The 22018-nt window shown below is 58.8% G+C and carries 19 protein-coding genes; 13 read left to right on the top strand and 6 right to left on the bottom strand.

The window, feature by feature from the left end; all coding sequences use genetic code 11:
* Positions 1–5: 5 nt before the first annotated feature.
* On the bottom strand, positions 6–3194 hold the full coding sequence (locus HNR46_RS03655; RefSeq protein ID WP_184015896.1) for an efflux RND transporter permease subunit: 3189 nt from the start codon (positions 3192–3194) through the stop codon (positions 6–8).
* Between the two features lie 218 nt (positions 3195–3412).
* Between HNR46_RS03655 and HNR46_RS03650 the strand changes: the two genes are divergently transcribed.
* The 9 genes from HNR46_RS03650 to HNR46_RS03610 all read left to right on the top strand — a co-directional run bounded on the left by HNR46_RS03650 (position 3413) and on the right by HNR46_RS03610 (position 13009).
* Entirely contained in the window at positions 3413–4216 is an 804-nt protein-coding gene (locus HNR46_RS03650; protein ID WP_221284997.1) for an alpha/beta fold hydrolase, read from the top strand.
* Between the two features lie 61 nt (positions 4217–4277).
* Positions 4278–5444, top strand: coding sequence for a pyridoxal phosphate-dependent aminotransferase (locus HNR46_RS03645; protein WP_184015892.1), 1167 nt, complete (start codon positions 4278–4280; stop codon positions 5442–5444).
* 3 nt (positions 5445–5447) lie between these two features.
* Complete coding sequence (locus HNR46_RS03640; RefSeq protein ID WP_184015890.1) at positions 5448–6236, top strand: CAAX prenyl protease-related protein; 789 nt, start codon at positions 5448–5450, stop codon at positions 6234–6236.
* A gap of 47 nt (positions 6237–6283) precedes the next feature.
* Positions 6284–6847, top strand: coding sequence for an STAS domain-containing protein (locus tag HNR46_RS03635; RefSeq protein ID WP_184015888.1), 564 nt, complete (start codon positions 6284–6286; stop codon positions 6845–6847).
* Positions 6844–8286 carry a PP2C family protein-serine/threonine phosphatase gene (locus tag HNR46_RS03630; RefSeq protein ID WP_184015887.1) on the top strand — a complete coding sequence of 481 codons (1443 nt, stop codon included), beginning with the start codon at positions 6844–6846 and terminating at the stop codon, positions 8284–8286. The genes HNR46_RS03635 and HNR46_RS03630 overlap by 4 nt, the downstream gene beginning before the upstream one ends.
* A gap of 51 nt (positions 8287–8337) precedes the next feature.
* Complete coding sequence (grpE, locus tag HNR46_RS03625) at positions 8338–8907, top strand: nucleotide exchange factor GrpE (protein WP_184015886.1); 570 nt, start codon at positions 8338–8340, stop codon at positions 8905–8907.
* A gap of 5 nt (positions 8908–8912) precedes the next feature.
* Positions 8913–10055: a molecular chaperone DnaJ gene (gene dnaJ, locus HNR46_RS03620; protein WP_184015885.1), complete on the top strand. Its 1143-nt coding sequence runs from the start codon at positions 8913–8915 to the stop codon at positions 10053–10055.
* Between the two features lie 7 nt (positions 10056–10062).
* Positions 10063–10794 (top strand): RsmE family RNA methyltransferase, encoded by a 732-nt coding sequence (locus HNR46_RS03615; protein WP_184015884.1) that lies wholly within the window; start codon positions 10063–10065, stop codon positions 10792–10794.
* A 40-nt stretch (positions 10795–10834) separates the two neighbouring features.
* A complete protein-coding gene (locus tag HNR46_RS03610; protein ID WP_184015883.1) occupies positions 10835–13009 on the top strand; it encodes a thrombospondin type 3 repeat-containing protein in 2175 nt (724 codons plus the stop codon).
* Between the two features lie 62 nt (positions 13010–13071).
* On the opposite strand, the gene purB is transcribed toward HNR46_RS03610, so the two are convergent.
* A complete protein-coding gene (gene purB / locus HNR46_RS03605) occupies positions 13072–14490 on the bottom strand; it encodes an adenylosuccinate lyase (RefSeq protein WP_184015882.1) in 1419 nt (472 codons plus the stop codon).
* Positions 14491–14586: 96 nt separating this feature from the next.
* On the opposite strand from purB, the gene HNR46_RS03600 reads away from it, so the two are divergent.
* Positions 14587–15546 (top strand): hypothetical protein, encoded by a 960-nt coding sequence (locus HNR46_RS03600; protein ID WP_184015880.1) that lies wholly within the window; start codon positions 14587–14589, stop codon positions 15544–15546.
* A 41-nt stretch (positions 15547–15587) separates the two neighbouring features.
* On the opposite strand, the gene HNR46_RS03595 is transcribed toward HNR46_RS03600, so the two are convergent.
* Positions 15588–16136, bottom strand: coding sequence for a YqgE/AlgH family protein (locus HNR46_RS03595; RefSeq protein WP_184015878.1), 549 nt, complete (start codon positions 16134–16136; stop codon positions 15588–15590).
* Between the two features lie 193 nt (positions 16137–16329).
* Between HNR46_RS03595 and obgE the strand changes: the two genes are divergently transcribed.
* Genes obgE through HNR46_RS03580 form a run of 3 tightly spaced genes read left to right on the top strand, consistent with a single transcriptional unit; the run spans position 16330 to position 18304 of the window.
* Complete coding sequence (obgE, locus tag HNR46_RS03590) at positions 16330–17376, top strand: GTPase ObgE (protein WP_184015876.1); 1047 nt, start codon at positions 16330–16332, stop codon at positions 17374–17376.
* 4 nt (positions 17377–17380) lie between these two features.
* Positions 17381–17779: a gamma-glutamylcyclotransferase family protein gene (locus tag HNR46_RS03585; protein ID WP_184015874.1), complete on the top strand. Its 399-nt coding sequence runs from the start codon at positions 17381–17383 to the stop codon at positions 17777–17779.
* A 45-nt stretch (positions 17780–17824) separates the two neighbouring features.
* A complete protein-coding gene (locus tag HNR46_RS03580; protein ID WP_184015872.1) occupies positions 17825–18304 on the top strand; it encodes an SRPBCC family protein in 480 nt (159 codons plus the stop codon).
* Here HNR46_RS03580 and rhaM read toward each other — a convergent pair.
* The 3 genes from rhaM to HNR46_RS03565 all read right to left on the bottom strand — a co-directional run bounded on the left by rhaM (position 18292) and on the right by HNR46_RS03565 (position 21921).
* Entirely contained in the window at positions 18292–18612 is a 321-nt protein-coding gene (rhaM, locus tag HNR46_RS03575; RefSeq protein ID WP_221284996.1) for an L-rhamnose mutarotase, read from the bottom strand. The genes HNR46_RS03580 and rhaM overlap by 13 nt on opposite strands.
* On the bottom strand, positions 18609–20168 hold the full coding sequence (locus HNR46_RS03570; RefSeq protein WP_184015870.1) for a glycosyl hydrolase: 1560 nt from the start codon (positions 20166–20168) through the stop codon (positions 18609–18611). Before HNR46_RS03570 ends, rhaM begins: the two co-directional genes overlap by 4 nt.
* 85 nt (positions 20169–20253) lie before the next feature.
* A complete protein-coding gene (locus HNR46_RS03565) occupies positions 20254–21921 on the bottom strand; it encodes a ribulokinase (RefSeq protein ID WP_184015868.1) in 1668 nt (555 codons plus the stop codon).
* Between the last annotated feature and the right edge of the window lie 97 nt (positions 21922–22018).

Genomic DNA, 22018 nt, shown 5'->3' with positions numbered 1-22018 from the left:
TGGGTTCAGGACGCGGGAGGGGCCGGTGCTTCCGCTGGCTCTTCCGGTTCGCGCTGAAATGGTTTCCGATACCAAGCCCAGGCTTTTTGGGTTCCGCGCACGATGTCTTCGGCGACCAAATAGCCTGAGGGAATCAGGTAGAGGGTGATGAAGGTGGCGAAGAGAATCCCAAAGCCAAGCGACACCGCCATGGGAATCAGGAACTGGGCCTGCAGCGATGGATCCAGCATGAGCGGAAGGAGGCCGACAAAGGTGGTCAGAGAGGTCAGTAGAATGGGCCGAAAGCGGCGGCTCCCTGCATCAGTGACGGCTTGAAGGCTGCGATCACCAGCGCGCCGCCGTTGGTTGGCAAAGTCGACCATGACCAAGGAATCATTCACGACCACCCCGGCAAGAGCGAGCATGCCGAAGACGGAGAGATAGGAGGGGGTGAGTCCGAGAATGAGGTGCCCGGCGAGGGCTCCGATGATGCCAAAGGGCACGGCGAGGAGCACCACGAAGGGCTGGATCAACGATTTGAAGGGCACGGCCAGCAGGGCGTAGAGGGCGAGAAAGAGCCCAATGCCCGCAATCCAAATGCGGTGACCGGTTTCCTCGTGCTCCTGAATGTATCCGGTGAAACGCCAGGAGTATTCGGAGTGGTGATTAAGAATGGCGTCCAGACGGGGACCGATGTCCCGAGCAATGGCGATGAGATCGATGGTTTCGTCGAGGGGCTTGGCGCCAATCCCGGTGACTTGGGCGCCATCGACGCGATAGATGTCGGACTTGGCGTTCTCCAAGGAGACCGTCGCGATGGATTTGAGAGGAGCATTGCCTCCATCGGGAGTGCGAATGCGGAGGTCTTCAAAGGTATGAAGCGACTCGCGTTGTTTCTGGGGCAGGCGAACCATGACGCGAATGTCATCGCGGCCGCGTTGGATTCGCTGGGCTTCGTCACCGAAAAAGGCGGAGCGGATCTGCCCGCCGATGTCGCGTTGGGAGAGCCCGAGGGAGGCGCCTTCTGGTTTGATCGTCACGTGGATTTCGGGACGCACGCGTCCTTGATCGCTCCAGGCATCGGCAATGCCTTCGTAGGCTTCTAACTCTTCGACAATTTGGTCGGCGAGGTCAGCTTTCAGTTCGCCTTCGGGACCACGGAGTTCGATGCGCATTTCCTCCATTTCATCGCTGCTGCCGCCACCGCCGCGGTCGCCTGAAATCCAAAACGACTGGGCATCGGGGATGTCCCCGACGAGTTCGAGCCAGCGTTTGGCGATGTCGCTGTTCTTCGGGCCGGGTTCGGTGCGATCACCGGGATCGGTGACGGAGAGCATGACGAAGCCTTCTCGAGGATCAGCCCAAGGGCGACCAGGATGGCCCCCGGCGCTGGTCAGGACGTCGCCGATGAGCGACTGGCCGTTGCCGGGATCGACGAACTCTTTGCGTAGGATTTCGACGGCACTCACGATCCGGTTCACTCGCTTGTCGGTGGTCTCGATCGGAGTATCGCGTGGCATTTGGATGCGAGCCGTGATGCGGTTGCGATCCATGGCAGGCATGTTGACGAAACCCAGTCGGCCGCTTTTCACGAGGCCAAAGGAGCACATGGCAATGGCAAGGAAGACGGCAATGGTGGTGTAGCGGTGGCGGGTAGCCGATTCGAGAGACGGCCGATAGAAGCGTTCGATGAAAGTTTCGAGGCCGTCGGCAATGCTTTTCTGAAAGCGGGCAAAGGGGCCGAGGCGGGTGCGGCCAACCGGGATGTGCTTGAGGTGGCTGGGAAGGGCGAGCTTCGACTCAATGAGCGAAAACAGAAGGACCGCGGCGACGACGGGAGGGATTTGTTTGGTGTAATTGCCGTAAAAGCCTTCGAAACCCAGGAGAGGCAGGAATGCGACGACGGTCGTGAGAGCCCCAAAGGTGACGGGCACGGCGACCTCTTTGGCGCCATCGACGGCGGCGGTGATCGGGTCCTCTCCGTTGCGAAGCTTGGTGTAAACGTTTTCAGCGGTGACAATGGCATCATCGACCACGAGGCCAATGACGATGATGAAGCCAAAGATGCTCATCGAGTTGAGTGTCATGCCAAAGTAGGGCATCATCAGGAGCCCCCCGGCGAAGGCGACCGGAATGCCAGCGACGACCCAGATGGCGAGTCGTGGACGCAGGAACAAACCGAGCACCACCAGAACAAGGAGGCCTCCTTGCAGCATGCTGCTGAAGAGGGTGCCCAAGCGTCCGCGGAGTTCGATGGAGCTGTCGTCCCAAATGTAGAGTTCGATGCCTTGGGGGAAGCGGCTTTCCTGAGTCGCCACGTAGGTTTTGACCTTGTCGGCGATATCGAGGGCATTTTCCTCGTTCAGGCGGAGAACTTCGACCAGCAGGGCGGGGCGCCCATTGAAGCGCATGATTTTGCCGCCTTCTTCGAAGCCGTCGGTCACGTGGGCGACTTCTTTGACGCGGACATTGGCACCCCGATGGTTTGAGACGACGATGTTTTCGAATTCTTCCTTGGTGAATGCCTGTCCGCGGGAGCGGATGATCATGGCGCCCTCGTCGGTCTGAATGCGGCCGGCGGGTTGGTCAATGGACGAGCGACGGATGGCATCGGCGAGGTCGGTGAAGCCGAGGTCAAAATCCCGGAGCCGGGCGAGGTCGGCCTCGATGGAGATTTCCTGTCGAGTCTCTCCCTGAATGGCGGCTTGAGAAATCCCGGGCAGTTCCTGGAGGTCGTCACGCACCCGACGGGCTGCTTTGATGAGGTCGTTGACGTCCATGTCGCCGGTGATGGCGACTTTGATCACATCCATCCATTTGGAGGTGTCGGGCACGAAAACCCGGGGGGGATCGATTTCCTGAGGGAGGGTGACGATGCCATCCACGCGGAGCTGCACTTCGTCCTGGAGTTCAAGGGAGTCGACGTGGTCCTGAGCGAGCACCTTGACCTCACCGAAGTTGGCGCGGGCGCTGGAGGTGACTTGTTTGACGCCGGGCATGCCTTCGAGTGCGAGCTCGATGGGCACGATGACATTGCGCTCGACGTCCTCAGGCGAGCCACCGCGGTAGTTGACGTGAACGAAGACTTCGTTGAAGTGCATGCTGGGTTGTACTTCCAACGGCACGCGGTTCATGACGGTCCATCCCCCGAGAACCAGGATGGCGATCATGAGGAAATTGGACGCGATATCGTTGCGTGCGAACCAGCGAATCATGTTGCGGGGCTTCTACGGTGGGTTGGAGGCTGGGTCTAGCGGGGGATTCCCCGGAATTTGACAAATCCTTGCAGGCGGGGAAACACCAGCCAAGGAATGAGTCGATGAAAGGAGGGGCGTTGAAAGCGGGATGGCTGCTGATGGGGTTCGGGTGGTCCGGGTGCTGTCCTCTGGTTCCCTTCCGAGAAGTGCGGCAAAGTTTGCCTGAGCGGGAATGGGTGAAGGTCGGTGACCAGCAAGTGCATTACTTGGAGTGGGGAAAGGGGGGGCAGCCGGTCTTGCTGATCCATGGGTTTGGGCAATCGAGCCGGGTCTTTCGCCGGCTTGGGCCACTCCTTGCCAGGGAAGGCCGGGTATGGGCCCCAGATTTGAGTGGCTTTGGATGGAGTGAGCGTCCGCGATCAGCAGATGCCTATTTTCCGGATGGGCAAGTGGCGATGTTGGGAGGGTTTCTGGAACAATGGGATGGAGGAATGGTGGATCTGGTTGGTCATTCTTACGGAGCGGATCTGGCATTGAGGTTCGCGGCAACGTTTCCCGAGAAGGTGCGCAAGGTGGTGTTGATCAGTCCGGCGCTGCAGATGGGGGCGGGGTCGCACGGTCTGCTTAAGTCGGCGTGGATTCGTGAGGCGGGCTATCCGGTATTTCGCTGGTGGCTGGAGGATCCTTCGCGGCTACGCTTGATGTTTGAGAGAGCGTATGCAGATCCGGATCTGTTGGATGATGAGACGTTCTTTGCCTATCGCAGTGAGCTCTTGGTGGAAGGGTTGCACGATGCCTATCGCGGTTTTGGGGCCTCTTTGGTGGATCTTGAGACGTCGCGGGTGGGGATCGAATCGATTTCCCAGCCGGTGATGATCCTGAGTGGGAGTGCGGACCGGATCATTCCGCTTGAGGCGGTGAAATCGATGGCTGGGGAGGTTCCGGTCAAGAAACTCGAAGGGGTGGGGCATGTGCCACCGGAAGAGGCCCCGGGGGAGGTGGCCAAACAGATTCGCGACTTTCTGCATTCCAAGGATTGAGGATTGCAGGAATGAGGTATCCCACTAGAAAGGCCGCGCCCGGATAGGTCGGGCTTGTACCATGGACTACACCCAAAAGATTGCCCGACAAGTTGCGTCCGTTCCGCGGTCGGGCATCCGCGATTTCTTTGAACTCGTCCAAGGCCGTGAGGGGATCATCTCCCTCGGTGTGGGCGAACCGGATTTTGTCACTCCTTGGAACATTCGCGAGGCCGCCATCTATTCGTTGGAGAAAGGTCAGACCAGCTACACCTCCAACCTAGGATTGCCGTCCCTGCGGAAGTCGATCAGCGGGTATGTGCAGGATTTTTTCGGTGTGTCCTACGACGTCAGTGAGGTTCTCGTGACGGTGGGGGTCTCGGAGGCCATCGACTTGGCGCTGCGGGCTTTGTTGAATCCGGGCGATGAGGTCATTTTCCACGAGCCCTGCTACGTTTCCTATTCGCCGAGCATCGTGATGGCGTATGGCGAGGCGGTGGCCGTGGAGACTCGCAAGCGGGATGGATTTTCGTTGAAGCCAGAGGCTTTGGCCGCGGCGATCACGCCCAAGAGTCGGGTGCTGATGTTGAATTTCCCGACGAATCCGACAGGTGCCACGGCGACCCGTGAGGACCTCGAAGGGATCGCGAAATTGTGCATTGAGCACGATTTGATGGTGCTGACCGATGAGATTTACTCGGAGTTGCGTTACGATTTGAGTGAGCCTCACGTTTCGATTGCCTCATTGCCCGGGATGCGCGAGCGCACCGTCTTGCTGCATGGTTTTTCGAAGGCCTTTGCGATGACGGGATTCCGTTTGGGTTACGCATGCGCACCGCAGCCGGTGGTGGAGGCGATGATGAAGATTCACCAGTATTCGATGCTATGCGCGCCGATCACCAGTCAGGTGGCGGCTCTCGAGGCGTTGGAAAATGGTCTCCCAGCCGTCGCGGAAATGCGTGAGAGCTACCGGTTGCGCCGGGATTTCCTCGTCAAGCGGCTCAATGAGATGGGCCTGAGTTGCCATTCGCCGGGCGGGGCATTCTATGTTTTCCCGGACATCCGAGAGACCGGGCTGAGCAGCAAGGAATTCGCCATGCGATTGCTGGAGGAGGAAGGCGTGGCGGCGGTGCCGGGCAGCGCATTTGGTGCGAGCGGCGAAGGTTTCCTGCGATGCTGCTATGCGACGGCCTTTGAAGATTTGCAGGTGGCGATGGACAAAATGCAGGCTTTTGTGGGCCGACTTTGATCGATGATGGCCACCCCTGAGAGTCCTGCAGAGCCGCTACGTTGGAACCAGCCGGACCGATGGATTCGCCGGCAGGTGATTCCGTTCGCGGTGTTCATGGGATTCCTATTGGTGCTGCAACTGGCGGGGAGTTTCTTCGCCAGTGATCTTCCCAGCGCCCCGTGGTGGAGGAAGTCTCCGGAACAATGGATCTATCCGATCCAGTCGGTGGCCTGCCTCGTGCTTCTCGGTCGTTGGTGGCGAAGCTACGAATTCCATTGGAACCTGCGATGGTCCCTGATCGGCGCGATTTTCGGCGCGGTCGGGATTGGGTTCTGGCTATTGCCGACGGTGATTTGGGATCACTGGCAGCCGCAGGGCGAGGGATGGTGGACAGGTTTGGGAGTCGAAGATCGCAAAGGCGGCTTCGACCCCGGGGATTATTTCGCGGTGCACAGTCCGGCGTGGTTTCTATCGCTGGCGTTTCGTTTTCTGCGCGCGGTGGTGGTGGTGGCGTTGGTCGAAGAGATTTTCTGGCGGTCGTTTCTGATGCGGTTGGTTTCCGATTGGAACGGCCCGTATTGGAAGCAGCCCTTTGGCAGGCATTCCTGGCTGGCATTTGGCGTGGTGACGGCCGGTTTCGTATTGGCCCATGCACCGGTCGATTACAGTGGGGCGATCATTTACGGTTCCCTGACGTATCTGCTCACGGTTTGGAGCAAAAACTTGGGAGCTTGCGTGATCATGCACGCGGTTGCCAACGGCCTGATGGGGATTTTCATCCTGTATACGGGCAAAACCGGGTTGTGGTAGGCCGATGGATGGTTGACCGGCAGCCCATTGCAGGCGTAGGTTGCCACGTGTTTCGCAGACGCGAGACAAAGGAATACGTGAACGAGCAAAACGCCATTCTCTGGGGAACCTTCGACGGGTTCACGTGGATTCGATGCGAAGGCAAGGGATCGTTCCTTCAAAGCCCAGCGCTCAAGGATTGCGCGCAGTCGGCGGAGAAGGACGGTCAGAAGCACTTCGTCATCGATCTCGAAGCCTGCACCGGCATGGACTCTACTTTCATGGGCACCTTGGCCGGGCTTTCGACCCGCTTGCGGAGGACGGGAGGGGGCGTTCAGATTGCCACCCCAGGTGCCAAGAATCGCCAGTCACTGGAAGATTTGGGCTTGGACCATCTGCTGGAAATCGAGCCTCTCGGCGCTGGCTGGCGAGGTAAGGTCGACGAGATTCGCTCTTCACTGAAACCCTATGCCCCCAAGGCTGCCCAGGCGATGGGTGAGCGTGCGCGTCACGTCTTCGACGCTCACCGCGATCTCGCATCGACCAGTCAGGCGAATGCCGAGCGCTTCAGAAACGTCCTCGACGTGCTGAAGAAGCAGGTGCCGCCGGACTCCCAGGCGGATCCGAAATGATGAACCATTCCCACGGCTTCATCGCACTCGGGATCACGCTGGTCATCTGCCTGCTGTTGATCGGACGATTGCGGCGACGCCTGAAGCGAAAACGGGATCAGCTTCGTGCCTTCGAAGATGAAGAGGCGCGGATGTTCGATTACCTCCATGATCTGGGTGAGGCGATCGGCAGGGAATCCGGACAGCTCGGATTGTATCGGGTGATTGTCGAGGGGGTGACGCGGGTCGTGAACTCCCGTGGCGGAGCTGTTTACCTGCTTGATGACACGGGGGAGTTTCTTCAGCCGAAACATATTTCCGAGAATTGCCCTCCGCTGGTGGGGGTGCCGCCCGAAGTGATCAAGCGGGCAGAGAAGGATCCGCGGGTGATGGAGAGCCATGTGCGGTTGGCTCAGGAATCCATTTCGCAGGGCGTCTTGGGCAATGTTTTGCAGGCGGGGCAGGCGACGCAGGTCGAAGATTTGAAGAGTCACGAAGCATTCCGGGATGCGTTTCACGGCTTTGGAGGTGGCGAGGTTGCCGCGTTGATTGCACCGCTGCGTCACAGCGGAAAAGACCTTGGCGTGTTGGCGGTGGCTCGAGGTGAGGACGATCCCGAGTTCAGTCCCAACGATTTTTCGGTGTTTCGGTCGGCGGCTGAGCAATCAGCCTTTGCCTTGGGGAATGCCCTTCTTTACCGGGAGGCAGCGGAGAAGCGGATGATCGAGAGTGATCTCCGAAGCGCCAGTGAGGTGCAGCGTATTCTCCTTCCGCAAGGAGATCCGATCATTCCCGGATATCGGGTGGCGGGCACGAATCTCCCTGCGCGAATCATCAGCGGCGATTACTATGACCACTTGCAGCTGGCAGATGGCAGTCATGGCGTGGTGATTGCCGACGTATCGGGGAAAGGGGTCGCGGCAGGAATCATGATGGCGATGTGCCGCAGCGTGCTGCGTGCGGAGGCGGATAGCAGCAGTGATCCCGGAGAGGTGCTGGCCATCGTCAATCGGCAGCTGTTCTCTGACATGCGGGAGGACATGTTCATCAGTCTGTTTTACGGGGTGATTTCCCCGGATGGATCGCGAATGCAGTTGGTTCGTGCCGGGCACGAGACAGCACTTTGCTATCGATGCGCCACCCGCAAGGTGGAGAAGATCCGTCCGCCGGGATTGGCGATTGGTGTGGACGATGGTCCTGCCTTCGAGAGGGTGACGCGGCCGATGGACTTCGAAATGGAGTCCGGGGATTGCCTGCTTTTTTATACCGATGGGGTGAAGGAAGCCGTCGATGCCAACGAGCAGGAATTCGGCATGAAACGGCTTGAGGATACCTTCCTCTCGGCGGCGCCCTTTGGGGCGGAAGCCGTGATGACGGCGATCCGGAGGGAGGTGGAAGCCTTTGCTGGGGGAGGTCCACAGATGGATGATATCACGCTTCTGGTGTTGGAACGACGTTGATCGAGTCCGGAGGGGGTTGACGGGATGGGCGGAGCGTGACAGGTAGCGGCCATGCAACGTGACGAATCTCAGGAAGCCGTCGAAGAACCTTTTGATCCCGCGGAGACCGATGCCGCAGCGGAAGCTGCCGCGGCCGCCCAAGAAGCCGATGAACTCGATACGGTGGCTGCGTTGGAGCAGGACATCTTGAAATGGAAGGATCTTGCCATGCGTGGAGCCGCCGATTTGGAGAATTTCCGCAAGCGCGCCGCCCGGGAACGGGAAGAGTCGGTGCGTTATGCCAATCAGTCGCTGCTCGAGGAGTTGCTGCCCATTCTTGATAATTTCGAAATGGGCATGCAAGCGGCCGAGCAGGAGAAGGGCTCGATGGTGTTCATCGGAATGTCGATGGTGCGCAAGCAACTCGATGATTTCCTCGGAAATTGCGGAGCCACGGTGATTGAGGCGGCCGGCAAGCCGTTTGATCCGAATCTGCACGACGCGGTCTCTCAAGAAGAGTCCAGCGAGGTGGAGGAGGGCACCGTGCTGCGTGTGACGCGTCGGGGTTATTTGCTGCGTGATCGTTTGCTGCGCCCGGCTTCGGTGGTGGTGGCCAAGGCTCCGGAATCTGCTGAAAGCTGAAGAAGATGGCTGATCGCGATTTTTACGAGATCCTGGGAGTGGCAAAAACTGCGACCCCCGAGGAAATCAAGAAGTCCTATCGCAAGTTGGCGGTGAAGTTCCACCCGGACAAAAATCCGGGTGACGCCAAAGCGGAGGAAAAATTCAAGGAGCTGGGTCAGGCCTACGAGGTCCTGAGTGATCCAGACAAGCGTGCCGCCTATGACCGTTACGGTCATGCGGCCTTCTCCGGAGGCGGGGGTGGATACGGTGGTGGCGGCTTTGGCGGCTTCCACGATCCGATGGATTTGTTCTCCCAGGTTTTCGGTGGGGCATTTGGCGGCGGATTCGAGGAATTCTTTGGTGGTGGCCGCCGTCAGCGCAGCGGCAAGCAGCGCGGTAGTGATCTGCGCTACGATTTGGAGATCTCCCTCGAAGAGGCAGCTCGTGGGACGGAGAAGGAGCTGGAGATCGAGCACAATGTGGCCTGTGGCACCTGCAATGCCACGGGGTCTCGCAGTGGCGGAGGGAGCCGACCTTGCTCGACTTGCGGTGGCCGCGGTGTGGTCGCCCGGCAGGCAGGCATTTTTATCCAGCAGACCACCTGCCCGGAATGCCGGGGCACCGGGGAAACGATTTCCGATCCCTGCTCGGATTGTGGTGGTGAAGGTCGCACGACTCGGCCGAGCCGAATCAAGATTCGCATTCCTGCGGGGGTGGATGATGGCACGCGCTTGCGTTCGTCCGGAAACGGCGATGCCGGGGTGCGCGGAGGCACTGCGGGCGATCTCTATGTGTTCCTGCACGTCAAGGCGCACGAGGTTTTCGAGCGCGATGGCAACGATCTCTATTGCCGGATGCCATTGCCATTCAGCAAAGCGGCCTTGGGCGGTGAGCTGGAAGTGCCCACGCTGGAAGGTCGGGCGTCGATCAAGATCCCTGCCGGAACTCAGGGCGGCACTTTGTTCCGACTGCGGGAACGGGGGATGCCGGCGCTCTCCGGAGGTCGCAAAGGCGACCTGCATGTCGAAGTTCACGTGGAAGTCCCGACGCGGCTGAATTCAGAACAGCAGGACAAACTGCGGGAGTTCGCGGAGTCGATTGGCGAGCACAATTCTCCGATGCAGGAGTCCTTCTTCGAAAAGGCGAAGAAGTTCTTTGGCAGCTAGGAACGGCATGGCCCGATTTTTCCTCGACCCAGATGCATGGAACGCGGCTCCCGAGCTGACGGGCGAGGAGGCGGTGCACTGTGTTCGGGTGCTGAGGGCCAAGGTGGGAGACCGGATTCATGTCTTCGATGGTCGAGGGCGTTCGGCTCCAGCGGAGATCGTGGCGCTTTCCAAGCAGGCAGTCCGCTTGAAGCTCGGGGAGGTTGCGATCGAGCCGGAGGCAGCGATTTCACTCACGCTCGCACAGGCCGTGATCAAGGGGAAAGGGATGGAGTGGCTGATCCAGAAAGCGGTGGAGTTGGGCGTCGATCAGATTCAGCCTCTCGCCACTCGCCATGCCGTCGTGAAGCCGGGGGATGACAAGCCTGAAAAGTGGCGACGGATTGCTCTAGAAGCCTGCAAGCAATGTGGGCGCAGTCGTCTGCCGGTGATTCACGACACAGTTCGCTTTTCCGAGTGGGTGTCGATGGACGGTGGGGATTTGCGTTGTGTGGCTGCTTTGTTCGGGGAACCTCGTCCGTTTCATTCGGTGCTCGAACAAGCCGGTGCGATCCGAAGCGCGACGTTTCTCGTAGGTCCGGAAGGAGATTTTTCCGCCGACGAAATGGACGATGCCATGAGGAGTGGGTGGGTTCCTGTGACCTTGGGAGCGACGGTTTTGCGCAGCGAAACGGCGGCTCTGTATGGTGCATCTGTCTTCCGATACTTCTCACAATCAATTAACTATAAATCTGATTGAATGATCTGAGGATTGTGGGTTAAGAAGTCATTGAATTTCAATGCAGCAAATTCTCAATCAATGGTCGTGGGGGATGCTTCTTACGGTGTTTTGCAGCACTGCGAAGCTTTCGTTTGGTGCGGAGATTCCAACGACGGAGCTGTCGGTCGACACCCAGGATCGTCTTGCGGTGATGGCGTTTTGGAACCGGTACTACACCAGTTCCAGCGATGCTGATGAGGTGATGGACTGGACCGGGAATTACGCGATTTGCAGTCCGGGAACGGTTTCGGTGGCGTACATCGAGAAAATTGAACGGCGCATCAATTTCTTCCGGGCCATGGCTGGAGTGCATGCCGACACTTTGGTGAATACCGGGTCCACGGTCGTGATTGGCACCACAGATCCATACAAGCCGAGCGTAAGCGACACCAAGCAGGAAGCCGCAGAGATCGCGGCTGTGATGTTTTCGTGGGCGGGGCAAATCAGTCACGAACCGCCACCGGCCTTGCCCTATTCCTGTTGGACTCTGGCGGCTTGGAATGCGGCCTATCGCAGCAATCTAGCTATTGGATATCACGGTCCGGATGCGGTGGATGCCTATTTGCGGGAGGAGGAAAAGGGCGTGATTTCAAATCCGACGGCAGGTCACCGACGGTGGTTGCTCAATCAGGGGAGCACCGACTTTGCCACCGGCAACACTCCCGGAAATGGGACCGACACGCTGTTGCCCACCAATGTGCTGTATGTGATTCAGAGTCCTTCCGAGCAGGTTTCTTACGAGCCGAAGTATGTGCCTTGGCCCTCGGCGGGCTTTTTTCCCGATGCATTGATGACGCGTCTTTGGTCACTCAGTCATCCGAACGCGGACTTTTCAAAAGCGACGGTGACGATGACGGGGCCGGATGGGGAGATCGCGGCGACCATCACGGATCAAGAGCTTCTCGGTCAAGGAGCCCCGACTTTGGTTTGGTCGATTCCCTCGGAATGGGCGGAGACCGATGTCGATGCGGATCAGGTCTTTACGGTCCACGTTGATGGCATTGAGATCCTTGGGGAGACCGAGAGTTACAGCTACGAGGTGACGGTTTTCGATCCGGATGAGCTGGGGATGGAGCAACCGTTGACGGGCACGGCAACGCCTCCTTTGACGGGTGCCAACTATCATTTTCAGGCCATTCCGGCCGCTGATGCCCAAGGGGTGGATGTGTTGACGACAAGCTCTGCGGATTGGGAGGAGGGCGCGGAGAATGGGACGATGGAGTTCATCGAAGATGGCACGGATGACACCTACGAGCTTTCGGTTTCCAATTTCAAAAAATCGGGTTCTCGTTCGTTTCGGATGCGTCTCACCTTGCCGAGTGGCAGTGGATTGCCTCCTTCTCAGACTCTTTCTATTTTGCGGGAGACCATCACGGGGTCCGGCAGCAAGTTGAAGTATTTCCTGAAGCGCGGCTACATGGGATCTGGGGAGTATCTCGATGTCGAGGTGTCCCATGATCAGTCGAATTGGACCGTGGTGGACAGCGTGGTCGGCAACAATGCTGTGGATGCCAATTTCTCCGCCCGGAATATCGACCTGGAAGAAGGCGAGTCGGTGTGGATCCGCTTCGTGTTGAGATATGCGTCGGGGAGCATTTATACGGGCAATGACAACCGAATCGGGTGTTTCATCGACGATATTTCGATTTCGAATGCGGATTGGGTGACTGCGAAATCGACCCTTCTGCCATCGAGCCATGCCGACTCAGTGCGTCTCGATGAAGAGACTCTTGGCGAAGCCCCGTGGGTGGGAATGCAGCGCGGCTTGGTGCCTTGGACGGAGCTGGGTGGACGCAAGTATCCATCGCCGATCAGCCATTCGGTCACCTTTGTGGAAGCTGTCGGCGGATTTGGTGAATGGATTGCCGCCGATTACCCAACGGCTTCAGGGGCATTTGAAGGAGACCTCGATGGAGACGGGCTGAGCGACGGATTGGAATATGCCCTATCGACGAATCCCTCGGAACCTGGAGTTTTGACGTCCGAGGTGTCGATGTTCGACTCAGTTATCCGGTTGGAGTTGCCGCTCGCCGAGCTGAAGGAAGACGTCGACTACCGCATGGAGATTTCGACCGATCTCCAAGAATGGAGCGATACCGGGGCCTCCGTGTTGTGGACGGATGATCTTCTGATCGGGGAGTGTTTTGTGGAGAGCCCCGCTGTCTATGCGCGGTGGGCCATCGAGCCGAAGTGAGGGCCCTGCGGCTCGGCCGTTCCGGAGCTCGGATTGGAGCTCCGGAATGCCCCGGTCAAAGCTCAGAGAATCGATCCCGGAGTGTATTGGGCTGCCTGGGGATGGCGCTCAGCAAGTTCGGCAATGGTTCCCACAAACGCTTGGATCTGGGCTTGTGCGGCACCGGCGTTGCGCTCCCCGGCCTGCACGAGGGTCGTCAGCTGATCGGCGGAAAGTGGAATGCGGTCATCACCGACGAGGCGCTCGATGAGGTTGTTGGTGGTCACTTTACCGGTGCGTAGGTCGTTCACGGTTGCGACGGCGTGTTCTTTAATCGCCTTGTGAGCGGTCTCGCGGCCGACTCCCGCTTTGACGGCTTCCATCATGATGGTGGTGGTCATGAGGAAGGGGAGGTAATGGGCATTTTCCTTCGCGATCACCGCAGGATAGGCGTCCATCTGATCGAGGATGGTGAGGAGGGTCTCGAAAAGGCCATCCGTGGCGAAAAACGCGTCGGGAAGCATCACCCGGCGAACGACGGAACAGGAGACATCGCCTTCGTTCCATTGGTCACCCGCGAGGCCACCGGCCATGGCGAGATGACCTTTGAGGATGACATGGAAGCCATTGACCCGCTCGCATGAACGCGAGTTCATTTTGTGAGGCATGGCGCTTGAACCCGTTTGTCCCGGGGCAAATCCTTCACTGGCCGTCTCATGGCCGGCCATCAGACGGAGAGTTTTGGCGAAGGAGGATGGACCGCTCGCCAGATCGGTCAGGGCGGCCACGACGCGAAAATCCAGAGAGCGGGGATACACTTGACCGACGTTGGTCCAGAGAGCCGGCATCCCAAGGTGGGCGACCACGCGCTTTTCCAACTCTGCGACTTTCGATGCGTCTCCTTCGAAGAGCGAAAGCGGATCCATTTGGGTTCCGACGGCTCCTTTGAGGCCCCGGACGGGGTAGCGGTCGACCAAATCCTGAACGGCGGCGTGGGCGGAAAGCATTTCCTCACCGAACATGGCGAGGCGCTTCCCAAAGGTAGTCGGCTGAGCGGCGACGTTGTGGGTGCGAGCGGTGATGACGAGATCGGCCCATTGGGCGGCGCGTTTTGAAAACCGGACCAGGGTCGCGACGGATTTGTCGCGAATGATCTGGAGGGAGCGAAAGACCTGCAGTTGCTCGACGTTTTCGGTGAGGTCTCGGGAAGTCATGCCTTTGTGGACATGTTCGTGGCCTGCGAGCTCGTTGAACTCTTCGATCCGTGCTTTGACATCGTGCCGCGTAATCCGCTCGCGCTGCATGATGGAGGCGGTGTCGACTTGGTTTTTGACCTGTTCGTAAGCGACGATGGCCTCCTCCGGGATGTCCAGGCCGAGGTCGCGCTGGGCCTTCATCACGGCGATCCAGAACTCCCGCTCGAGCACGATGCGGCCCTCGGCGGACCAGATGGCTTGCAAGGCGGAAGAGGCGTAGCGTTCGGCGAGGACATTGGGAATCACGACGTCGGCGTAGCGTGCTGCGACGGGGGAGGCAAGAACGGGAAGTTTCAGCAGGCTGGAGCTTGTCGGGTGAGCGAGCTGAGTCAGACTTCCGCCATGAGTCGACTTCGCGGAAATGCGAGCGGAAGGGGCAAGGGGTGTTGGATCGGTTTGATGGTCTTGACGATGGCAGCGGTTCCGTCGTGTGCCGTGCCGCCTTCCGAGCCTGCCGAAAAGGTGGTGTTCAGTGATGCGGGGCTTGGAGAGTCGAGTGGTTTGGCGGTTTCGTCGCGGGATGATAGGTTTCTGTGGCAGATCAATGACAGCGGAGGAACGGCGGATCTCCACTTGTCTGAGACCAACGGGCGCTTTCGTGGCACGGTGAGGCTGGAAGGCGCGAGCAACCTGGATTGGGAAGACCTCGCAAGCTTTCGGTGGAAAGGGAAATCGTGGTTGCTGGTGGCAGATGTTGGGGACAATGCGTCATCCCGCCCGTATGGTGTGATCTATCTGGCTGAGGAGCCTGTTTTGCCCGAGGATGGGGAGCTTCTCCAAGGTCACCAGCCGGTTTTTCGGAAGTGGCTTTTCGAATATCCGGATGGGCCAAGAGATTGCGAATCGGTGGCGGTCGACGCGCAGGAGCAAGCCATTTACCTCCTGAGCAAACGTGAAGCCGTGCCCCGGCTCTATCGATTGAGCTTGGAGAGCCCGGTGGGCGAAGTTCCGGTAAAGGCTGAATTCGTCGGGGAATGCGCGCGCATTCCGGTGCCGCCGCGAATGCCCTTCCATCCCTACGGAAAGCAAGCGACCGGCATGGACTTCTCCCGAGATGGGAGGTTGGCGGCCGTGGTCAGCTACCAAGGGGTGATGCTTGCTCGGCGAGGGGAGAATGAATCGTGGCAAAGCGCGCTATCCCGACCGTGGGAGATTTTGGGATCCCACACGCTCTTCCAAGCAGAGGCGATTGCCTTTTCTGCGAAGGGTGACCGGGTTTGGGTGACCAGCGAGGGCGTTGCCGCGCCACTGCTGAGTTTTCCGGTGCCGAGCTCGGTGCCCGCGAAAGGATCGGAGCACTGAACTGGAAGGTCTTGGGATCGGTGCTGAGGGCGCCTCTCCGATCAGTTCCACTCGGGAAACGGCGGGGCGTCGGCCAACAGGCGATGAAAGGGCGAGAGGCTTTCGAGAAGCTCCCGCCACAAGGTGTGGTCAAAGGGTCGGCCTGGAAGATCGGCGTTCGCTTTGGCCGTGATCCAAGCGTCTCGCTGGAGTTCTCCTTCCAACTGCCCGGCGGACCATCCAGAATAGCCAACAAAAGCCCTGAGCACGACGCCCGGCGTTTTGACTTGGCGGATGGCATCTTCAACGGACAGGCGCAGGGAGAACCGCAGGCGGTTCTTGGGTCCACGGGAGAATGCCCCGAAGATCAACTGATCCCGTGACACGGGACCGCCCATGTGGACTGGAACTCGCGATAGCGGGGCAAATTGAGGTTCATTCAAAAAGTGGGAAACCTCACGTCCCGTGGGTTGATTCAGAATCACTCCATAGGCGCCCTCTTGCTTCGAATGTTCGGCGAGGAGGACCACCGAGTGGTCAAAAGTGCCATCGCGCAAAGTGGGACTTGCGATGAGGAGCGAACCGGAAAGCCGGGTGGAGGTGCCTGCCATGGTTGGGGGGAAGATACGATCTTGGTGACCGATGGCGAATCCGGAATTCCGGAAGTGGTGTTTTCCGTCCTCCGCACCTGGGCCTTGTTCACAGCGATGAGGCCGTGCATGGTGGGCATCACCCGATGGCGGATTCGTTTCAGAAAGGACTGGACGCCGGGGTCTTCATCGCGCAAAGGGCGCGGCCAAGCTCATGTTTATCGACCACATCCGAATCTTCGCGAAGGCAGGTGACGGAGGAAACGGCCACGTTTCCTTCCGGCGCGAGAAGTTCGTTCCGAGAGGTGGACCGGATGGCGGCGATGGGGGCCATGGAGGTCACGTCAAACTGATCGTCGATCCTTCAACGGACAATCTGCGCTCCTATCACTATGATCCCAAGTTGCTTGCCGAAAACGGCCAGCACGGGGGACGCTACAAATGCACCGGCCGCAGCGGGAAAGTGAAGATCGGTCGGGTTCCTCCAGGGACGGTGGTGTATCGGGCCAATGCGGCCACGATGCAGGAAGCCGTACAGATGGAGCGCAGCGATGAGGGGATCGATCTCGAACCGATCGCGGACCTCACCGACAATGGTCAGGAGTTTATCCTTTGCCACGGAGGAATCGGTGGAAAGGGCAACACGAATTTCAAGTCCGCGACCAATCAAACTCCAACGGAATTCACTCCTGGAACCGAAGGGGAAGGGGGCGTGTATTACCTGGAATTGCGCCGTATCGCTGATGCCGGTCTGGTCGGATTCCCGAATGCGGGCAAGTCGACACTGATCGGGAAACTATCGCATGCTCACCCGAAGGTGGCGAGTTACCCATTCACGACGCTTCAACCCGTGGTGGGAGTGGTGGAATTCGGAGATTTCCGCCGTTGCACCGTGGCGGACATCCCGGGGTTGATCGAAGGTGCTCACGAAAACCGCGGACTTGGGCATGAATTTCTTCGCCACATCACGCGTTGCCGAGTGCTCATGTTCGTCATCGACATGGCGGGCAGTGAAGGACGTGATCCGATTTCCGACCTGGAAATTCTGCGCCGTGAGGTGCGTGAGTACGACGAGGAACTCGCGGCTTTCCCTTGGATGATCGTGGCGAACAAGATGGATCTCGAAGGCTCGGAAGAACTGCTTCAAGCCTTCCGGGATCGCTTTCCGAAGCAGACGATCATTCCGATTTCAGCAGAGGAAGAGACTGGTTTGGATGAACTCAGAGCTTACTTGAACGAAACTGTGGCGTATCGCGCCTGAATCGATGACGGAGCGAGTCTTGGTCTACGGCACCTTGAGGCGTGACGGTTCGAATGGACACCGGATGAAGTCGTCCCGGTTTTTGGGCGAAGCTTCGGTCCGAGGCCGACTCTACCGGGTCGATTGCTACCGGGAATTTGCTTATCCCGCCTTCGTCCCGGATGGGGATGCCACCGAAGTCCGTGGTGAGCTGTTTGAGGTTCCGCCCGAGGTTTTGGCGGAACTTGATGAATTTGAGGGCGACGAATACGACCGGATCTTGCTGCCTTTGGTGCAGATTTCAGAAGGTTTGCCGATCGATTCGCACCCAACGGAAGCATGGGTGTGGACTTGGAAGGGGAGCGTCCAGGAACTGACGCCGCTTCCGGGAGGCGATTGGCTACAGGCCTCTGAGCTCCCGTAACTTCCTTGCTTGCGACGCGATCGGCGGGTGCCAGATTGGCGTAAGATGCAGAAAATTCACCTGCTTGAGCAATCCCAAGATCTGGCTTTGTCCCTCGATGAGGCATGGAGCTTCTTCTCGTCCCCACGCAATCTCGACGAAATCACCCCGACTGAGTTGGGGTTTCGGATCGAGAGCTGCCTGTCGGATGTGATGCACGAGGGTCAAATCATCACCTACAAGGTGATGATTTTTCCCGGAATCTGGGTGCCATGGGTAACGGAGATTCGGGCCGTCCAGGAACGCTGTTCATTCATCGATGAGCAGCGCTTTGGGCCCTACGCGTTCTGGCATCATCGCCATCATTTTGAGGCGATGGAAGGTGGTGTGAGGATGCTCGATCAAGTCCACTACGCGGTCCCGTTTTGGCCATTGGGTGAGCTTGCCCACGAGACCGTGGTGAGACCGAAGCTAGAGCGGATTTTCGAATATCGGCGGAAAGTCCTCGCGCAACGCTTCGGTGAAGTGGGGCCTCAATCGAGGTGAAACACCTCTTTCAGGGAAGTGCTCTGGGGGCGGTGGTCCGGATGGCTGGGCATCAATTCGGACATGTGGTGCCACCAGCGCTGGCACACTTCGGTTTGGGCGATGGCATCCCAGCGATCTTCGCTTTCGATTTCCGCGTAGCCAAAAAGCTGTCGCGTCACCGGGTGAAGAAAGATCGAGTAGTTCGAGACGCCGTGGTCGCGCAGAACTTGCTCCAATTCTGCCCAAATGGGCTGATGACGGCGTTCGTATTCGTCCTCTGCTCCAGGATGAACCGACATCACGAAGGCTTTTCGGAGGGGTGTCATTTGTAGTTCGGTTGTTCGAAAAACACCGGGGAAGGGTGATCTCGATAGGCAACGCCTGCCGGTGTGAGCGATTGATCATCGCGCTTGAGCTTGCGACCTTCCTCGACCCAATTGTAGAGGGCGTAGCGCTCCACATAGGGCGTTTCGTCGAGCATCTCGATCATCGCTTCGATGGCGCGTTTCTGTTCCGTTTCGCTGGGATCGCGATGAGGGGTCCAATTGGCGCCGTTGTTCCATTCAGTGATCCAGATGGGGCGGCCGGTCCGGCGATGGATGTCGTCGAGGAACCCCTTCATCGACGCGGCGGCAGCCCGCCCATCCCCGGGGTCAGGCACGGCTCGGTAGTAATGGACGGCGACAAAATCGACCCGTAGGCCTGCTTTGTCGGCCTTGGTCATGAAGTCGTATAGCCAGCCGAGCCCCCCATCCGATACCGCAGGAGAGCCAAGCCGGAGTCCCGTTTTGAGGAGGGTCGGCCAATTGGCGATGGCGGCGTCGACGGACATGTTGGCTTGGTCCTTCTTGTCCGGTTCATTGAAACCGAGCAGATGGTTGATGCCCTTGGCTCGCCAATCCTGATCCATTCCGGGCCAGTGTTGATTTTGGCGGATTGCCACATACTCGAGGTCCGGAGACGAGCGGGCACCAATATTCCAGTCGTAGAACCATCCGCACTGCAATCCATCGTGGATTCCTCCGGCGATGCCTTTCTTGCTGCACCAGTTCCAGGGAAATACACGGACAAACTGAAGACGATCGATCAGTTCTTTGGGGAGTCGATCGACGAGCACATCATGGTCCTGGGCGACGTAGTTTTTGCTAAATCCCGTGCCGTCTTCATTTTCGGCGAGGGTGGCCATGTAACCACGGCGTAGGAGAAATGAGCCCGACTTGGGCAAGTCGGAGCCACCGTATTTCCGGTAGCTGACGCAGCCGACCCGAGGTCCGGCGAGGTTGGCGGCACCGTGGAGATCCAATGCGGAAAACTCCGGTCCTTGAGGGATGACGACGGTTCCTGAGGCATGAGCTGCGACACGCAAATTGACATCGAGTTCTGCGATCGATCCGTTGACGAGCATTCGGTCGATAAATTTTTCGATCACTTCCGAAGGCTTGATGTGATCGAAAAAGAGCCAGCCGTCAGCAGCGGTAAAATGAACGGAACTGCCGCGCAGAGGATCGTCCGTTCCGGTCAGGTGCAATTCGCTCGCGGGCCCGATTTTGACGAAAGTATCGAGGATCTGTTCACTCTCGGTCGATTGGTAGCGTTTGCGTTGCGTGACCGCTTCCGCGGGGGGGAAGGGTTCAACGGGACGCTTGGCCGCGGCGACGCGAATGTAGGCCTGATTCGCGGGAGTGAAGTTCTCAAGGGGGAGTTCAAAGCTTTTGCCATTGTCGCCCGTCATCACCACGAATCCATGGTTCTCGGTCACGAGGTCTGCCTCAACGGGCTCAGGGATGCCCTTGAAGACCCATTGTCTTGCATCAAGGTGGGAACTGAGACTCAGCAGGCCAACGAGCCAAAGACGTGAATGGAGGGACACCGAGGTTACCATGCGATCGGGAGGAACGGGATCAGAAGCCACCCCATCGCAAAAACTCCGGGGTGGCTGGTGGAAGGACGGGCGTGCAGGCAGCAGATCAACTTTGACGGTTGGCTTCCGCCTTGAGGTGGAGCAGGTCTTTCATGACATGGCCCAGTGAGGCGGATTCGACAACGCCGCCAAAGGCATCGTGAAGCTGCCGGTAGAGAGCGTAGAGGCGGTCATAGATGGCCTGATTTTCCGGGATCGGATGGTAGGTGACGTCCTTGAGCCCGGTCATTGCCGCTTGGGCCGTGGCAAAGTCAGGATAGGCTCCACCTACGACGGAGGCTCCGACTGCAGAGCCCAAGGCGCATGCTTGGCTGGAGCGGGCGACTCGCATTTCGCAACCGGTGACGTCGGCATAGATCTGCATCAACATCGCATTCTTCTCCGCGATACCGCCCGAGCAGACGACCCGTTCGACAGGAACGCCGAATTCCTTGATCCTCTCGATGATGGCTCGGGCCCCAAAGGCGGTGGCTTCGATCAGCGCGCGATACATCTCGGCGCGGCTGGTGTGAAGGGTCTGGCCCAACATCAAGCCGGTGAGCATCTGATCCACGAGGATCGTGCGATTGCCGTTGTTCCAATCGAGGGCCAGCAAGCCGGATTGCCCAGGTCGCAGGCGGGCGGCTTCCTCGGTGAGCGGTCCGTGTTGAGTCACGTCGCCAAGCACCCCTTCGACGAACCATTTGAAGATATCGCCCACCGCCGATTGCCCGGCCTCGACACCATAGAAGCCAGGGAGGATGGCACCCTTCACGATGCCGCAGATCCCGGGGATGTCCGCAACTTCCTTATCGGCGGAAACCACCGCGCAGTCGCAGGTTGAGGTTCCAATGACTTTGACCAGGGTTCCTTCGTCCACCCCGCAGCCAATGGAACCATAGTGGACGTCCATTTCCCCGATGGCGAGGGCGATGCCTTCAGGGAGGCCGAGTTTGGCGGCCCATTCCGAGCATAAGGTTCCCGCCAGATGGGACGCATCCCAGGCTTGGTCAAAAAGCCGGTCCCGCAAGTCGGCGAGCGCTGGATCGAGCGCAGCAAGGAATTCCTTGTCAGGGAGTCCTCCCCAGTCCTCGGCATACATCGCTTTGTGACCTGCCATGCAAACTCCGCGCTGGATCTTCCGAGGATCCGTCACGCCCGCCAACAAGGAGGGCACGAAGTCCGACAGCTCCACCCACGAGAAGGCGGCGTCAAACACTTCGCGGTCGATGTTGAGGCAATGCCAGATCTTGGCCCAAAACCATTCCGATGAATAGGTTCCGCCAATTTTAGCAAGGAATTGAGGTCGCAGCTCACCTGCCTTCGCGGTGATCGTGGCGGCTTCCCGAATCGATGTGTGGTCCTTCCAAAGCCAGCAATGCGCGTTGGGGTTGGCCGTGAATCGAGGATCCAGCGCCAACGGACGATTGTTGGCATCGACTGGAATCGGACTCGATCCGGTGCCATCGACACCGATGCCGATCACTTGGTCCGCGGAGAAGCCATCCGTTTCCGCAGCTTGGGAAAGCGCTCCCTTGACGGCAATTTCGACGCCCTGAATGTAGTCGGCAGGGCTTTGACGGGCCAGATGGTGATCCGTGGGATCCAGCAGAATTCCTTGCTTTCCAGAGGGGTAGTCAAAAATACAGGTGCCGAGTTCCGCGCCATCAGAGACGCGGACCACCAAGGCTCGAACCGAATTGGTCCCATAGTCGATGCCGATCGTGTAAGACATGCCGGAAATCGTGATCACCAAATCCTGAAAAGGGAATCAGGAGTTGGGTCATGAAGAAAGATAGGAAACGTTTAGTGGGTGGAAACGAGGGCCCAAT

Origin of the sequence: Haloferula luteola (assembly GCF_014201715.1) — a bacterium.
GTDB classification, from domain to species: Bacteria; Verrucomicrobiota; Verrucomicrobiia; order Verrucomicrobiales; family Akkermansiaceae; genus Haloferula; species Haloferula luteola.
The sequence above is the reverse complement of the archived record's forward strand: the minus strand, read 5'-3'. Positions and strand labels throughout refer to the sequence as shown.

Excerpts from the sequence above, each read along its gene's own strand:
- HNR46_RS03655 (WP_184015896.1), bottom strand. The coding sequence starts at position 3,194 with ATGATTCGCTGGTTCGCACGCAACGATATCGCGTCCAATTTCCTCATG.
- HNR46_RS03645 (WP_184015892.1), top strand. The coding sequence starts at position 4,278 with ATGGACTACACCCAAAAGATTGCCCGACAAGTTGCGTCCGTTCCGCGG.
- HNR46_RS03640 (WP_184015890.1), top strand. The coding sequence starts at position 5,448 with ATGATGGCCACCCCTGAGAGTCCTGCAGAGCCGCTACGTTGGAACCAG.
- HNR46_RS03630 (WP_184015887.1), top strand. The coding sequence starts at position 6,844 with ATGATGAACCATTCCCACGGCTTCATCGCACTCGGGATCACGCTGGTC.
- grpE (WP_184015886.1), top strand. The coding sequence starts at position 8,338 with ATGCAACGTGACGAATCTCAGGAAGCCGTCGAAGAACCTTTTGATCCC.
- dnaJ (WP_184015885.1), top strand. The coding sequence starts at position 8,913 with ATGGCTGATCGCGATTTTTACGAGATCCTGGGAGTGGCAAAAACTGCG.
- HNR46_RS03615 (WP_184015884.1), top strand. The coding sequence starts at position 10,063 with ATGGCCCGATTTTTCCTCGACCCAGATGCATGGAACGCGGCTCCCGAG.
- HNR46_RS03610 (WP_184015883.1), top strand. The coding sequence starts at position 10,835 with ATGCAGCAAATTCTCAATCAATGGTCGTGGGGGATGCTTCTTACGGTG.
- HNR46_RS03600 (WP_184015880.1), top strand. The coding sequence starts at position 14,587 with ATGAGTCGACTTCGCGGAAATGCGAGCGGAAGGGGCAAGGGGTGTTGG.
- HNR46_RS03595 (WP_184015878.1), bottom strand. The coding sequence starts at position 16,136 with ATGGCAGGCACCTCCACCCGGCTTTCCGGTTCGCTCCTCATCGCAAGT.
- obgE (WP_184015876.1), top strand. The coding sequence starts at position 16,330 with ATGTTTATCGACCACATCCGAATCTTCGCGAAGGCAGGTGACGGAGGA.
- HNR46_RS03585 (WP_184015874.1), top strand. The coding sequence starts at position 17,381 with ATGACGGAGCGAGTCTTGGTCTACGGCACCTTGAGGCGTGACGGTTCG.
- HNR46_RS03580 (WP_184015872.1), top strand. The coding sequence starts at position 17,825 with ATGCAGAAAATTCACCTGCTTGAGCAATCCCAAGATCTGGCTTTGTCC.
- rhaM (WP_221284996.1), bottom strand. The coding sequence starts at position 18,612 with ATGACACCCCTCCGAAAAGCCTTCGTGATGTCGGTTCATCCTGGAGCA.
- HNR46_RS03570 (WP_184015870.1), bottom strand. The coding sequence starts at position 20,168 with ATGGTAACCTCGGTGTCCCTCCATTCACGTCTTTGGCTCGTTGGCCTG.
- HNR46_RS03565 (WP_184015868.1), bottom strand. The coding sequence starts at position 21,921 with ATGTCTTACACGATCGGCATCGACTATGGGACCAATTCGGTTCGAGCC.